Source organism: Bacillus sp. FSL W8-0223 (assembly GCF_038006805.1).
Taxonomy (GTDB): Bacteria; Bacillota; Bacilli; order Bacillales; family DSM-4216; genus Bacillus_O; species Bacillus_O smithii.
On the sequence record NZ_JBBOVX010000001.1, the window covers coordinates 2,271,535 to 2,286,641 of the forward strand.

Genomic DNA, 15,107 nt, shown 5'->3' on the forward strand with positions numbered 1-15,107 from the left:
CTCGTGTTGACGGATTAGGTAATGTTAAAAAATGAAAAGCGACTATTCTTGGGTAACTCCATCAGATTGGTGAACCCAATGATCATTCTGTGAATCATTATGAATCTGCTGTTAATAGTAAAGCAAAGTTCTCTTTCCTTCAACTAAAATGCCATTCTTACTTTTCTAGAATTCTCTTTTGCAGCGAATATTCCCTTCATAAAATCGTCGATTTGCACGAAAAAATTCATCCGATAAAAACCCAAAACCGAAATCAAAAGGATCAGTCTTTGTGCCGGCGGCATCTCTTTGGATCATCTTTCTTCCATAAAACGGAAGCAGGCTGATTGAGCTAGACTTCTTTCGGATAAAAGAAATAAGAAAAGCCTCTGACAAGACCAAAAGTCTTGTGAGGCTATGGTTTTAAATCAACTTCTGCAAATCGTCAAAGAAATTGGGGTAAGAGACAGCTATGCATTCCGGGTTTTCTAAATCGACCGGATCTTTTGACAGCAAAGCAGCTATGGCGAGCATCATTCCAATACGATGATCTCCAAAACTGGACACTTTACCGCCTTTTAATGCCGTTTTTCCCCGTATGACCATCCCATCTTTTCTCGATTCAATATCCGCTCCCAATTTTTTCAATTCTCCTACGACGGTATCGATTCGGTTTGTTTCCTTTACTTTTAATTCCTCCGCGTCTTTAATCACCGTTTCCCCTTCTGCTTGAGTAGCCATTAAAGCGATAATAGGAATCTCGTCAATTAATCGCGGAATTAAACTGCCTCCGATTTCGATGCCTTTTAATTGGGAATAGCGTATCACAATCGTGCCCGTTTCTTCGCCATTAGACGAGAGATCAGACAACTCCAAATCCGCTCCCATTTCCTTCAAAACATCAATGATTCCAGAACGAGTCGGATTTAAACCTACATTTTTTAAAATAATCTCGCTTCCTGGAATGATCGCTCCAGCCGCCAGGAAAAAGGCAGCTGACGATATATCTCCCGGCACATAAATGTCTCTTCCTTCAAATGATTGAGATCCTTTAACGGAAATGGTCATGCCTTCTCGGATACATTCACCGCCAAATTCCTTGATCATTTTTTCGGTATGGTCTCTAGTTGGGGCCATTTCTTCAATCACGGTGGTCCCCTCCGCTTGGAGGCCTGCAAATAGCAAGGCGGATTTGACTTGGGCACTTGCTACCGGCATTTTATAGTGAATCGACCGAAGTGATCCTCCATTAATGGAAATCGGCGTAAATTTGCCATTTTCTCTTCCCGAAATGGAGGCCCCCATTTCCCGTAACGGAAGAACGACGCGATCCATCGGCCGTCTGCCTATGGATTCATCTCCCATGAGCACGGAATGAAAAGGGCGGCCGGCAAGAATCCCCATTATTAATCTCGTCGTAGTGCCGGAATTTCCTGTGTACAATATATCCTTTGGTTCTTCCAACCCTTCCCAACCTTTTCCTAAAATGGTGATCTGTTGTCCATCTTCCTCTATATGAACGCCTAGTTTTCGAAAACAGTCTATGGTGCTTAAACAATCTTGTCCTCTTAAAAAGTGGCGAATTGTGGTTTTCCCTTGAGCGATTGAACCAAACATAATGGCACGGTGGGAAATCGACTTGTCTCCGGGTACATGAATGACTCCACGTAAATGGGAATGATTATGTGGCAACCTCATGTCTCTACCATCCTTTTCTATTACGCAAGAAATACGTCATAATTTGTATGTTTTTGAATACATTTTTTTGCTTTCATACGGTCATGATCGTTTTGAAAACTGATGACCAAAACACCGTATACATCTTCGCGCGTTTCCATAATTCGAATATTGGTGATGCTGATTCTTTCCTCGGCAAGGTAGCCGGTTATCTCTGAGATGACCCCCGGATAGTCGGGCACATCCACATATAAATCATAAAAGGCAGGAATTGCTCCTTTAGATGAAGAAGGCAGCTGATCGCGAAACGTTTTAGCCGCAGCAAAATATTCGTACAATCCTTCCCCGTTTTCGTCTTTCAACAGCTCGGCAAATTTGTGCATCTCTTTTTGCCATACTTCTAAAAGCTGGATGAGCGTCTCCTTGTTGTGCAACGAAACATCTTTCCACATTTCAGGATTGCTGGAAGCAATGCGTGTAATATCGCGAAATCCACCCGCCGCAAGCCTAGACACTAACGGATTTTGTTGGTCAAAATGCCTGGCTTGATGGACAAGGGAAGACGCAATCACGTGAGGAAAATGGCTGATGACTCCGGTTAATTGATCATGTTCTTCAGGAGTCACTTCGATCATTTTCGCTTTTGTCCCTTTGAGCCACTCCTTCAATGTATTTAGCTCTTCAGTACTGGTTTGTTCATCGGGAGTCAATAAATAAAACGCATTTTCAAAAAGAATTTTCTTAGCAGCCGCTACACCGCTTTTGTGGGATCCCGCCATCGGATGGCCTCCGATAAAGGAGATTCCTAAGTCATTCAATTTTTTTCCTTTTTGCATGATTCTCGCTTTCGTACTGCCTGTGTCTGTCACAATGACATTTTTTTTCAATTTGTCCGCGTTTTGGACCAATTCCTTGATGAGAATCTCGGTTTGCTTGACAGGAACAGCTAAAATGATGAGATCTGCCCTTGCTGCCAGCTCGATAAAAGAATCAGATTCTTCATCCACCACTCCTAGCGCTTTAGCCAATTTTCTCTCTGATTCTTTAACGTCAAAGCCGATAACAGTTGCATGAGGATGAGCCTCTTTAATGGTAAGTGCCAGCGATCCTCCAATTAAACCGATACCGGCGATTAAAACTGTCCCTTTCAAAAAACGATCCTCCTCACGTTAGCCAATAGCTCTTTCTTTTATAAAGCTTCGCATCGCTTCAATGACGCCTTCATTTTGTTCTTTGGAACCAACCGTCACCCTAACGGATGTTGGGAATCCAAGGGCATTGCCTGATCGAACAATATAGCCTTTTGTCATTAAATAATGGAAGACATCATCACCGTTACAGCCAAAATCAATCAAAACAAAGTTGGTTTGAGAAGGAAAATAGTTTAACTTTTCTTGACGGCAAAATTCGTAAAATTGCTCAAGTCCTTGTCGGTTTTTCTTGCGGCATTCTTCGATAAATTCTTGATCGCGAAGCGCTTGAACGGCAGCTCCCTGGCCAAATGTATTGACATTAAACGGTTCGCGCACCGCATTGAAATACTTGATGATGTCTGGATGACCGAATGCGTAGCCTACTCGGAAGCTTGCCATACCGTATATTTTGGAAAAAGTGCGAGTAACAAGAACATTTTTGAATGTTTTCACCAACGATACAGCATCATAAATATCGTCCGCTACAACGTATTCTCTATACGCTTCGTCTAACACGACCAGAACATGATCCGGAACTTTTTTCAAAAATGGTATCATTTCATCCTCAGTGATGTAGACCCCAGTTGGATTATTGGGATTGCATATCCACACTATGGCCGTGTTTTCATCAATGGCCGCTAACATTCCGTCCAAGTCATGAGCTCCGTTGATCAGTGGAACTTCCCTCACTTCTGCTCCTGCAATGACTGCGTTATGGCGATATTGTGAAAAAGTCGGCACTGCCATGACAGTATTTTTTCCCGGCTCAAGAATCGTGCTGGAAACGACTTGTAGGATATTGTCGGATCCATTGCCAAAAAGCAGCTGATTTTCTTCAATATTTAAGCGTTTGGCCATCTCTTTGCGCAATTCGGTTGCATATCCATCTGGATAAAGGGCAAAAGAACGATCAAAATTTTTCAGCCACTCTTTTACAAGCGGAGAACAGCCGAACGGGTTTTCATTGGATGCCAGTTTCGTTACTTTCTCAAGATTGAATTCTTTTTTCACTGCCTCTATTGTTCTTCCAGGTTGGTAAGGCTCCAAATCTAATATTTGTTTTTTCCATTTCATGTTTATCTCTCCCTGCTTTTGCACTTTATTTCTTTACCAAGATAAAGAAACCTTATCTTTATTGTAGCACTAAAGTTTATTTTTGATTAGATTCATTTGATCCTGCTAAATCCGGACGCAAAACCGTTGCGTGATTCAAATAAATATGGCGGATTTCTTCCTGAGGAACCGCCGTTTCCACATGCATCATAATCCTGATACATTTTTCTAAACTATCAGGAACAGGGATTTCTTGCATACACATAACAGGAACGTATGTCCAACCTTCGATTTCTCTAAGCGCCTTAGCTGGAAAAGCGGCAAACACATCTTTTGTAACAGAAATGAAAACAGAAGCAACATCTTCCGGTTGAATGTTATTCGATTCGATCATTTCGACCAAAAGCTGCTTGGTCGCAGCGATGATCTCGGTTTCCTCATTTTGTTCAACGGTTGTCGCCCCTCTTATCCCTCTAATCAATCCATTTCCTCCCTTTCTCATACACTGTCCAAGCCATCTTAAATGGTTTTTTAGTCAAACGGACAAGGTCTTCATAACGATTGGTTCAAAGTTTAGAGAAAGATCGAATAAACTGATCCGCTTCTTTTAAGTCTTCTTGATTCATCTCCACAATGACAGGCTTTCCGATTTCTTCGAGAAGCACAAACCGAATGGAGCTGCCAATCGTTTTCTTATCTCGCTTCATGGCGGCGAAAAGCTGATCAAATGAGATCGTTTCTGGTACATCCAAGGAATATCCCAGTTGTTTGATCCAATCAACAAAAGACGACAAATCCAAGTCGAGCGAGTATTTTTTCTTGCTTAAATACAATGCATATACGATTCCAATCATAACCGCTTCGCCATGAGTTATTCTTCCGTAGCCAATAGTCGCTTCCAATGCATGGCCGTATGTATGCCCAAAATTTAAAAATGCCCGTATTCCTTGTTCCGTTTCATCTTCTGAAACAATGTCCGCTTTAATGCTGATGCCTTTGCATAAGCACATTTCCAGAAAATCAGAGTCCATCTTATCAAAGGACACGAGCGTACTGGTTAGCTGATGTAAAAATGTTTTATCTTTTATCAGCGCATGTTTGATCACTTCTGCGAATCCGGAACGAACCTCTTTTTCTGGTAAACTATTGATAAAATTCGTATCAAAAATAACCGCTTCCGGCTGATGGAAGTGCCCGATCATATTTTTTCCAAGGGGATGGTTGATGGCCACTTTTCCTCCTACAGCACTGTCGTGGGCTAGAATGGTGGTTGGAACTTGTAAAAAACGGATTCCTCTCATATAGGAAGCCGACACATATCCGGCCAGATCTCCCGCGGCTCCTCCCCCAAAAGCGATAATACATGATTTTCGATCCAAATTTTGTTCGAGCGCTTCCGTTATACACGATTCAAAAACAGCCATTGATTTAGCCGCTTCCCCTTGAGGCACTTCTTTCCATGCATACGGGACATGGGTCGGCAGATGTTTTTTTAGCTTTTCCTTATATAGATGAGAAACATGCTTATCGGCGATCACCAGGATTTTCGTGGCATCTGACAGCTTTTCCTTAAAAATTTCTGGAATCATTTCCAGCGCATTTTCTCCCACCCAAATCGGGTAGGTTTTATTTCGTGTATGGACCTCCATCTTTTCCATATTAAAACTCCCTTGCATACTTTCTTTGTTCATCTACGTTTCGAATTAACGCATCCATACGGTCGCTGTAAAATTGATCAACGATCGCCGCTGCTAATTCCCAAGCAACAACCGCTTCTGCGACCACGCTGGCAGCAGGGACGGCACAGCTGTCGGAACGCTCAATGCTGGCGGAAAACGGTTCTTTCGTGTCGATATCTACACTTTGAAGCGGTTTATAAAGTGTTGGAATAGGCTTCATGACTCCTCGGACGACTATCGGCATTCCGGTTGTCATTCCCCCTTCAAATCCGCCAAGACGGTTCGTTTTCCGCGAAAACCCTCTTTCTTCATCCCAAATGATTTCGTCGTGCACTTCGCTGCCAAACTTTCCGGCCGCTTCAAAGCCGATCCCGAATTCTACGCCTTTGAAAGCATTGATGCTGACGATCGCCGCCGCGATTTTTGCATCCAGCTTTCGGTCATAATGTACATAGCTGCCGACTCCTGCCGGCATTCCTTCAGCGACTACTTCCACTATGCCGCCGATCGAATCTCCTTTTTCTTTTGCTTGGTCGATCGCTTTCATCATTTCCTTTTCCGCTTCGCTGTCAAAACAACGAACCGGAGATTGTTCAGTGACTTCTTGCAGTTCTTTTATCGATTTGTAGCGGAGGTTTTTCGCCTTTACTCCCCCTATTTCCACTACGTGAGAAGCGATTTCGATTCCAAGCAGTTTTAATAGTTTTTTGGCAACCGCACCGGCTGCTACTCGCACGGTCGTTTCTCTCGCAGACGAACGTTCAAGAACATTTCGCATATCACGGTGTCCGTATTTGATTCCCCCATTTAAATCCGCATGACCGGGACGTGGCCTCGTAACCTTTCTTTTTGTTTCTTCCGGTTGCTCCGGGGCTTCAATGCCCATAATGTTGGTCCAATGCTTCCAATCCTTGTTCTCGACAACGAGAGCGACAGGTGAGCCTAATGTCAGTCTGTGGCGAACACCGCCCTTAATCTGAACCTGGTCTTTTTCGATTTGCATTCGCCGTCCTCGCCCATAGCCCTTTTGACGACGGCTTAATTCAATATTGATGTCTTCCGCAGTTAAAGGCATTCCTGCGGGAAGGCCCTCGATAATAGCAGTTAGCTGAGGGCCATGTGATTCTCCTGCTGTTAAATATCTCATGTCACTTTCTCCCTTCAACTCGTTAAAGCGTTTATAACAATATATCATATTCCGCATGACTTGGCATAGAAAAAATGAATTTCCAAGACTTTTTCTTATTTGCCTATTATTCATAATATCATTTGTTTTCAAATAGTTCCGTCTATTATTGATTTTATTTGAAAAATTTTTCCGTCTTTCTTTGCCGAAAAAAAGCTAAACCAGCCCAAAAACAGCGGAGGGCCTTTCAGCCCCCACATATTGCCTTATGAAAGCTTTTTTCTTTATTCTTCAAAATCCAATACCTTTACGGACCCGTGATCGTTTTACGACTAACAGTCTAACATTTATAATTTCCGATAAAAAAAAGGTTCCTCCGGTTCAAAGCCATAGACTTCTGGATTAAAAATTTGCTCTGTACTCCCTACAAATAGGACGCCCCCTTCTTTCAATGCGGCGTTAAATTTTTTATACAAAAGATCTTTCGCTTCTTCTGTAAAATAAATAAGCACATTACGGCAGACGATCAAATCATAATTTTTCTCGAATGGATCTGAAAACAAGTTTTCTTTCCGAAATTGGACCGTACGCTTTATCTCATCGGATAGGCGATAAAAATCTCCTTCTTTTGTGAAGTATTTTGTTTTCATTTCCGAAGGAACTTCTTCCAAAGAACGTTCCGGGTATACTCCCATTTTTGCTTTTTGAATCGCCTTTTCGTCTATATCCGTAGCAAGAACCCTTATTTGCGATAAGGGGAGAAACTGGGACAATATCATGGCAATCGTGTATGGCTCTTCGCCAGTCGAGCAAGCAGCACTCCAAATTTTCAACTGCTTGTTTGCTGCCAGCATCCTTGGAAAAATCTTTTTCTCAAGAACTTCCCATCGTTTTCTGTTGCGGTAAAATTCCGACACGTTAATCGTCATTCGATCCAAACATTCGTTCAATAGTTCGGAATTGGTATTCATCGCTTGAAAAAACTCTTGAAAAGAGCGAAAGCCCCTTTTTTGATACAAGGAAGTCAATCTTCTCTTCATTTGCGCTTCTTTATACAACGAAAGATCGATTCCTGTTTTTTTCTTAATCGAAACAATAAATGCTTGATAATCATCCGGCATGACTTTTTCCTCTCCATCTAATTACACACATTTCCTCTTAACATAGAGACTTAATAGCCACCAATACATGCAGAAATCCTCAAGGTTGAAACTCTCTCTACGCCCGAACTGGTTCCACTCATTATCCATCTCCCACGGATTGAAGTTTTCGTTTGTACTTTATTATAACGAATGGAGGCAATCAGTTGAAGGAAAAAAATGCTTCGATTTCCTATTTAACGAAATCAATCATAAATTTGACATCAAGAATGAGCAGAAATTCACACGATTGAAACCCAGTCAAAATGAAATGATTCCTCCCAACAATCAAAAAAGAGCTGCCATCACGGCAACCCTTTCCTTAAGAAAAAATTTTTATCTTAATAAATCCATTGGTTGATCAATTTTGAATATTCAACGAGTTCTTCTTCTTTGAAGAAAATACCAATTTCACGCTCTGCACTTTCCGGAGAATCAGATCCATGAATGACGTTTTTACTTACAGTCAGTCCAAAATCTCCTCTGATGGTTCCCGGAGCAGCGTCTTTCGGATTGGTCGTTCCCATCATTTGACGAGCTGTCGCAATGACATTTTCTCCTTCCCAAACCATCGCAAATACAGGTCCGGACGTAATGAATTCCACTAATTCACCGAAAAAAGGGCGTTCTTTATGTTCTTGATAGTGTTTTTCCGCCAACTCTTTCGTGACTGTCATCAATTTAGCGCCCACAAGTTGAAATCCTTTTTTTTCAAAACGGGACACAATTTCACCAATCAAATTTCTTTGGACTCCATCCGGTTTGATCATTAAAAATGTTCTTTCCATTTTCCCAACTCCTATTATGTATCACTATTGTTGTCACAAAAGACAACCCAAGAAAATAGTATCATTCGCGCAAATATTTGACAACGTTTCCATGTCTTTTTCTAATATTTTCTTTTACCGATATACTTGGCGATTTCTTTCAAAGACTTTTTTGCTTTATTGTCGGGAAGATCATCCAAGATGGCGATTGCTCGATCCAAGTATCTTTGGCTTAAATTGTTGGAACGCTGAATGGCATCACTTTGCTTGATTTGTTCGATGATCCTTTTGATATCTTTTTGGGATGTTTTTTCATTGACCGTATAGATCGCTTCCCGCAGTCCGGGCTTCTCCATGGCATATAAAACAGGGAGGGTGACATTTCCTTGAAGAAGATCGCCTCCAGCAGGTTTCCCCAACTGTTTTTCCGTTCCCGTGAAGTCCAATATATCGTCAATGATTTGATAAGACATCCCGACATTATAGCCGAAATGGTACAATTTTTTGCAAATATGGGGCGGGGCGCCGGACGCAACGGCTCCGAGCTGGCAGCTTGCCGCGATCAGCAACGCCGTTTTTCTTTTAATTCGACGAAGGTAATCCCTTAGATTTTGATCAAATCGATACTTGTCTTTCATTTGTACCATTTCGCCGATACATACTTCGATGATCGTATCGGACAAGACCTTATGAACTTCCACATTTTCAAGCTTAGTCATATATTCCAACGAGCGAGCGAAAAGATAGTCACCTGTATACATCGCCACTCGGTTGTCCCATTGAGCTTTTACAGTCGGCTTTCCTCTCCTTATATCGGAATCATCGATGACATCATCGTGAACGAGAGAAGCCATATGTATAAGCTCAAGAGCTACAGCCAAATTTTTGATTTTTCCAATATCGTAATTTCCAAAATGAGCGGCCAGCAAGACAAAGATGGGGCGAATCCGTTTTCCGCCAGCCTGCAACAGTTTTAAAGAGGAGTTATAAATGATGGGGGACCGGGAATAAATGGCCTGCTCCAGTTCCCTTTCAATTAAATCAATATCCGTTTTTAAAAACGAATATAACGATTGAAATTTCATATTTTTATCCACCTAGCTTACGTTTGTTTATATCCAAAATGGCTTGCAGCCACACCGCCATTATAAGGTTTATAAGCGACGTTAATAAATCCTGCCTTTTCAAAAAGCTTTGCCAGTTCTTTCATACCTGGAAATTCGCGGGCGGATTCTTGAAGCCACGAATACTCATCATAACTTTTGGCAAAGATTTTTCCGAACAAAGGCATGATGAACCGAAAATAAAAATAATAAAGCTGCCGATATCCCCATAAAGTCGGCTGCGAAGTATCGAGACAGACTGCCATCCCGCCCGGCTTCAATACCCTGTGCATCTCCTCCAAAACGCGCAAATAATCAGGAACATTCCTTAACCCAAATCCGATCGTGACATAATCAAACGTATTATCTTCAAAAGGAAGCTCCATAGCATTGCCGTGTAGAAGCGTCACTTGGGAAAGGTTTTTTTCTTTTATCTTTTGTTCGCCGATTTTCAGCATATTTTTGCTGAAATCGAGTCCATACACTTTTCCTTCTTCACCGACCGCTTCCGCCAACGCTATCGTCCAATCAGCCGTTCCGCAACATACATCGAGAGCAATTTTTCCTTTCTGCACATTCATTCGCTTCATTGTATCTTTTCGCCACCGCATATGTTGCTTAAAGCTAATCAGTGAATTCATTTTATCGTAATTCGAATAAATTTTTTCAAACACATTTAAAACACGTTCTTCTTTTGATGATGGTTGATGCATTCGCTACCCTTCTTCCGCAAGTATTTTGATTGAATACGGCTCCGTTTCTAACAACGTTCGAACTTTTTCAATCAGCAATGGATCCCGATGCTCCCAAGTGTTGAGAGTTTTCTCGATTTTTTGTTTTGTCCTTTGAATGTATCGATCGCTAATGTGAAGCAAGGAGCGAAGATCACTTCCGGCCAAACTGTACAAAGAGCCTTGAACTGTCGGAAATTGAATGGATTTCAAAGCATCAAAAAGCAAAGCCGGTTTTTGTTTTAAAAATAAGTTCCGTTCCTGCAGAAGCCTTTTGAGTAATAAAATTTCAGATATGAAAGAAGAATAAGCGCCGTATTGAAAATAAGAGTAAAATCCTTGAGCAACACCTGATTCTATCAACTTGATGCTGTTTATAATCTCGTCCGTCGATCGATTCTCATGTTGATATACAGCGATTTTCTGCTCATTGATTTGCTTAATGGAATTGGCAAATATTCGGATCATGGATACATTTTGAACATCGGCCAAAATTTGATAATACAGCCCGCTGAAATAATCGCCTGCCAACACTTTGATTTGACGTTTCATCGCTGGTTCTTCATTAGACACGGAAACCTTTTCATGGGTATCAAGGGCAATTTGAATCAGCATAGCTGTTGTAATATAATGTTTCACGTTTTCTTTCAACGATTCTTCTTGAAATGGCAATAACAAAAATAAGAGCCGATCTTCATCAATATGCGGATCATCCAAATGCCGACTCAAGTAAGGATATGACAGCTTTTGCTGAATTTCTTCTTTAATATCCGCCATCTTCTTCAACCAAGTGTACATAAGCATTCCCCTTAATCCCATAAAAATAAAAGTATGTATCCTATTCACCCATATGTACGCACAGTTTTTAAAACAACCAATATTATATCATACTCGCCTTTTAATTACGAACAGCGGTTGGATGAAAGAAAACATGCTGTTTTTCTTTTAAATGAAAAACAGCTTGCTCTTCTTTCTATTTCATCTTTTATTCATCGACCCCGCTTTTTAGCTGGCCAACATTCGTCCATATTTCCGCACGCCCCCGTACTTTGATAGCGGACGTGTGTTCTGTAAATTGCGCGATCATTACTTCGCCTGCATCTAATTTTTCCGAATGGTGAAAACGAGTATCGGTTCCTCTTGTTAAGCCGATGACGTTTACTCCGTTTTCCAACGCTTTGATGACCACATAATCACTTTGATTGACCATTCCACTCTCGCTTCCTTCATGGTGAAAAGTTTATTTGATAAGAGCCAATACTTCAGCACGTGCTTGAGCATCTTGTTCGAAAATCCCTCGAACAGCAGTCGTAACCGTTTTAGATCCTGGTTTCTTGACTCCTCGCATCGTCATACACATATGCTCAGCTTCTACGACCACCATCGCTCCATGCGGATCTAATTTTTTCATGATGGCCTCTATGACTTCATCTGTAATTCTTTCTTGAAGCTGCGGACGTTTGGCCACTGCTTCTACTGCACGAGCAAGTTTGCTTAAGCCCGTTACTTTTCCGTTCTTTGGTATGTAAGCAACATGAGCCTTCCCGAAGAAAGGGACAAGATGATGTTCACACATCGAGTAAAAAGGAATATCTTTGACAAGGACTAACTCCTCGTGGTCTTCGCTAAAGATGGTTTCAAAATACTCGCCGGGATCTTGTCTTAAACCCGAAAAGACTTCCTGATACATTCTTGCCACCCGTTTTGGTGTATCAATCAACCCTTCTCGTTCGGGATCTTCTCCGATTGCTTCTAAAATCAAGCGCACAGCTTGTTCAATTTGTGTCAAATTGACTTCTGTTTTTTGCATGTATAGAACCACTCCTAAAGGTATTTTCATTCGCAAGCATATGCTAATCTTCATAATAGCACACGAATAGGAAGGGGGCAAAGAAGCAATTTGCGATCTAGAGGGATTCTTTTTGCCGATTGAAAATGAAAGACAACCAAAAAGACTTTTATGGATTTGGATTAGCTTTTTCCTTTCGATAAATGTTTTATCTTTCAAAAAGTCCGTTTCCATGAGAATGAAACCCTTTAAACTATTTCAAAGCAGCGAAGATTTATGGTTTGTGCATCCCACGATTCGTTTAAGACTCTTCCGCTGCAGAAACGGCTTTTTATAATCAGTTTCTCCTATTAGGACTGCTTATCTTTGCAGAACTACCGCTTCTTAAAATGAGATACAGTGCTTTCATAAGCGGAGATTTTCTCATCTTCTTCCAATGATGGTTCGTTGGACCAATCGGGCTTTTAGCGGCACTGTCTTTCACCTGTAACTTCTTTCGCCTGCTTAAAGCGGGACAAAAAAAGAAGACTCGAAAGTACGAGTCTTCTTTCTATACCCGGCACTTATGTACTCACTTGACAGCATCCTTCAATGCTTTACCAGGTTTAAATGCAGGCACTTTGCTAGCTGCGATTTCAATTTCTTCTCCTGTTTGAGGGTTGCGTCCTTTACGCGCAGCACGTTCGCGAACTTCGAAATTTCCAAATCCGATAAGTTGAACTTTATCTCCGCTAGCCAGAGCATTTTGGATAGCAGTAAACACCGCATCCACCGCTTTTGTCGCATCTTTTTTAGAAAGTTCAGCTGCTTCTGCAACTTCGTTGATTAGTTCTGTTTTATTCACACCAATCACCTCCTCCCAAAATTAACAATGCACTTCTGCTTATTTTTCATTTTTACGCATTTTTTCCGTTTCTAAACAAACTTTATGGGAGAAACGCTGTAGAATTCATGTTTATCACATCAATTCTGTTAAAAGATTATCACATAAGAATTGCCATATCAAGCACAATTCTTTTATTTCGGTCAATATTTCCTTAACAATATTTCCTTAATCATACATAAAGGATTTGTTCCAATACTCTATTGATTTTTTGCGGTTTCCATTTTTATACTCTTTATCGCTTTTATTGTCAAGTCATACTGGAATACAAATTGGGGAAAAGATTAAATTAAAAAAAATTAAAAAAATTAAAAAAATTAAAAAAATCGTCATACATAAATACTCGACACATTAGCTTGTTTTAAAGTCCGATTGGCCATAGCCTTGTTGGCAAATAACGGGCGCCCTTCTATCGTTCAACCGTTAAAACGCTTTATTGGCATATACCGAGTCAAAATGTAAATAAAAAAAGACCTCCCACATAAGAGGCCTAAAGTATAATGGCTATAAGTCCTCCGGAACCTTCGTTAATGATGCGTTCCAGCGTCTCTTTCAGTTTATAGCGGGCATTTTCCGGCATTAATGATAGTTTCGCCTGTATGCCTTCTCGAACAATCGAACTTAAACTTCTGCCAAATATATCGGAATTCCAAATGGATAACGGATCATCTTCAAAGTCTTGCATCAAATACCGGACCAATTCTTCGCTTTGTTTTTCCGTTCCAATGATCGGAGCAAATTCTGATTCAACATCCACTTTAATCATATGAATGGATGGGGCGACGGCTTTTAGTCTGACACCGAATCGCGACCCTTGCCTGATAATTTCCGGTTCGTCTAAACTCATATCCGTTAAAGACGGTGCGGCGATGCCGTATCCGGTTTGTTTTACCATTTTCAAAGCATCAGCAATTTGATCATATTCCGATTTTGCATGAGCAAAATCTTGCATCAATTCCAACAGATGATCTTTTCCCCGCACTTCCACACCGACAATTTCTTTCAATACTTGATCATACAATTCATCGGGTGCATATAAATCTATTTCCGCAACCCCTTGCCCCATATCCATTCCTGCCAAACCGGCTCTTTCAATAAATTCGAGCTCGTCAAATTGCTGAACCACTCGTTCCACATCTCTAAGCCGTTTGATATCTTTCACCGTTTCTTTCACGGCTTCTTGATAATTTTCCCGAAGCCAATGATCTTCTTTCAATACCATGACCCAACTAGGCAGATTAACATTCACCTCAAGCACAGGAAATTCATATAATGCTTCACGTAAAACACTTAAAACGTCGCCTTCCCGCATATTTTCCACCGACATGGACAATACGGGAATATCATATTTTTCGCTAAGCTCTAAACGAAGCGCTTCCGTTTCCGGATGATAAGGCCTCGCAGAATTGACAATCATGATAAATGGCTTCCCTACTTCTTTTAATTCATCGATGACGCGCTCCTCGGCTTCAATATAATCAGCGCGCGGGATTTCTCCAATACTTCCATCTGTCGTAATGACAACACCAATCGTTGAATGTTCTTGAATGACTTTTCTTGTACCAATTTCAGCTGCTTCATGGAAAGGAATCGGCTCTTCATACCACGGAGTGCTGATCATTCTCGGTCCGTTTTCATCTTCATATCCTTTTGCTCCCGGAACCGTATATCCAACGCAATCAACCAAGCGAATATTCACTTCAAGCCCCTCATCAACGCTCACTTTCACCGCTTGATTTGGAACAAATTTCGGCTCGGTGGTCATAATTGTTTTCCCCGCCGCACTCTGTGGAAGTTCATCTTGAGCACGAGCCCGGTCTGCTTCACTTTGAATATTCGGCAATACAACAAGTTCCATGAATTTTTTTATAAAAGTTGATTTTCCCGTACGGACCGCTCCTACTACCCCTAAGTAGATATCTCCGCCGGTTCTTTCTGCAATATCTTTAAAAAGATCTACTTTTTCCAAAAGGATTCCCTCCCAACAT

At 41.2% G+C, this 15,107-nt stretch carries 15 protein-coding genes; all 15 read right to left on the reverse strand.

All coding sequences use genetic code 11. From position 1 onward, the window contains the following. Window positions 1-402 precede the first annotated feature (402 nt). The 15 genes from aroA to spoIVA all read right to left on the reverse strand — a co-directional run bounded on the left by aroA (window position 403) and on the right by spoIVA (window position 15,088). Window positions 403-1,677, reverse strand: a complete 1,275-nt coding sequence (gene aroA / locus NST81_RS11020; protein ID WP_327796608.1) for a 3-phosphoshikimate 1-carboxyvinyltransferase — start codon at window positions 1,675-1,677, stop codon at window positions 403-405. A 20-nt stretch (window positions 1,678-1,697) separates the two neighbouring features. Beyond that, entirely contained in the window at window positions 1,698-2,807 is a 1,110-nt protein-coding gene (locus tag NST81_RS11025) for a prephenate dehydrogenase (RefSeq protein ID WP_327824232.1), read from the reverse strand. Between the two features lie 18 nt (window positions 2,808-2,825). Beyond that, on the reverse strand, window positions 2,826-3,923 hold the full coding sequence (gene hisC, locus NST81_RS11030; RefSeq protein WP_327805325.1) for a histidinol-phosphate transaminase: 1,098 nt from the start codon (window positions 3,921-3,923) through the stop codon (window positions 2,826-2,828). Between the two features lie 76 nt (window positions 3,924-3,999). Then, the gene (gene aroH, locus NST81_RS11035) at window positions 4,000-4,383 is read right to left on the reverse strand and encodes a chorismate mutase (protein ID WP_003355138.1); all 384 of its coding nucleotides are present in this window, start codon (window positions 4,381-4,383) and stop codon (window positions 4,000-4,002) included. Between the two features lie 85 nt (window positions 4,384-4,468). Further along, the gene (gene aroB, locus NST81_RS11040; protein ID WP_341029882.1) at window positions 4,469-5,560 is read right to left on the reverse strand and encodes a 3-dehydroquinate synthase; all 1,092 of its coding nucleotides are present in this window, start codon (window positions 5,558-5,560) and stop codon (window positions 4,469-4,471) included. A gap of 1 nt (window position 5,561) precedes the next feature. Further along, window positions 5,562-6,728 carry a chorismate synthase gene (aroC, locus tag NST81_RS11045; protein WP_341029883.1) on the reverse strand — a complete coding sequence of 389 codons (1,167 nt, stop codon included), beginning with the start codon at window positions 6,726-6,728 and terminating at the stop codon, window positions 5,562-5,564. Window positions 6,729-7,054: 326 nt separating this feature from the next. After that, window positions 7,055-7,828 (reverse strand): CheR family methyltransferase, encoded by a 774-nt coding sequence (locus NST81_RS11050; RefSeq protein ID WP_048623567.1) that lies wholly within the window; start codon window positions 7,826-7,828, stop codon window positions 7,055-7,057. A gap of 359 nt (window positions 7,829-8,187) precedes the next feature. Further along, window positions 8,188-8,634, reverse strand: coding sequence for a nucleoside-diphosphate kinase (ndk, locus tag NST81_RS11055; protein WP_048623568.1), 447 nt, complete (start codon window positions 8,632-8,634; stop codon window positions 8,188-8,190). A gap of 101 nt (window positions 8,635-8,735) precedes the next feature. Continuing rightward, the gene (hepT, locus tag NST81_RS11060) at window positions 8,736-9,698 is read right to left on the reverse strand and encodes a heptaprenyl diphosphate synthase component II (protein ID WP_048623569.1); all 963 of its coding nucleotides are present in this window, start codon (window positions 9,696-9,698) and stop codon (window positions 8,736-8,738) included. Between the two features lie 17 nt (window positions 9,699-9,715). After that, window positions 9,716-10,429: a demethylmenaquinone methyltransferase gene (gene menG / locus NST81_RS11065; RefSeq protein WP_048623570.1), complete on the reverse strand. Its 714-nt coding sequence runs from the start codon at window positions 10,427-10,429 to the stop codon at window positions 9,716-9,718. Window positions 10,430-10,432: 3 nt separating this feature from the next. Then, entirely contained in the window at window positions 10,433-11,245 is an 813-nt protein-coding gene (locus NST81_RS11070; protein WP_048623571.1) for a heptaprenyl diphosphate synthase component 1, read from the reverse strand. 187 nt (window positions 11,246-11,432) lie between these two features. After that, complete coding sequence (gene mtrB / locus NST81_RS11075; protein WP_048623572.1) at window positions 11,433-11,657, reverse strand: trp RNA-binding attenuation protein MtrB; 225 nt, start codon at window positions 11,655-11,657, stop codon at window positions 11,433-11,435. Window positions 11,658-11,687: 30 nt separating this feature from the next. Further along, window positions 11,688-12,257, reverse strand: a complete 570-nt coding sequence (folE, locus tag NST81_RS11080) for a GTP cyclohydrolase I FolE (protein WP_003355148.1) — start codon at window positions 12,255-12,257, stop codon at window positions 11,688-11,690. A gap of 550 nt (window positions 12,258-12,807) precedes the next feature. Then, window positions 12,808-13,080 carry an HU family DNA-binding protein gene (locus tag NST81_RS11085; RefSeq protein ID WP_003355150.1) on the reverse strand — a complete coding sequence of 91 codons (273 nt, stop codon included), beginning with the start codon at window positions 13,078-13,080 and terminating at the stop codon, window positions 12,808-12,810. Between the two features lie 529 nt (window positions 13,081-13,609). Beyond that, the gene (gene spoIVA, locus NST81_RS11090) at window positions 13,610-15,088 is read right to left on the reverse strand and encodes a stage IV sporulation protein A (protein ID WP_003355151.1); all 1,479 of its coding nucleotides are present in this window, start codon (window positions 15,086-15,088) and stop codon (window positions 13,610-13,612) included. Window positions 15,089-15,107: the final 19 nt, after the last annotated feature.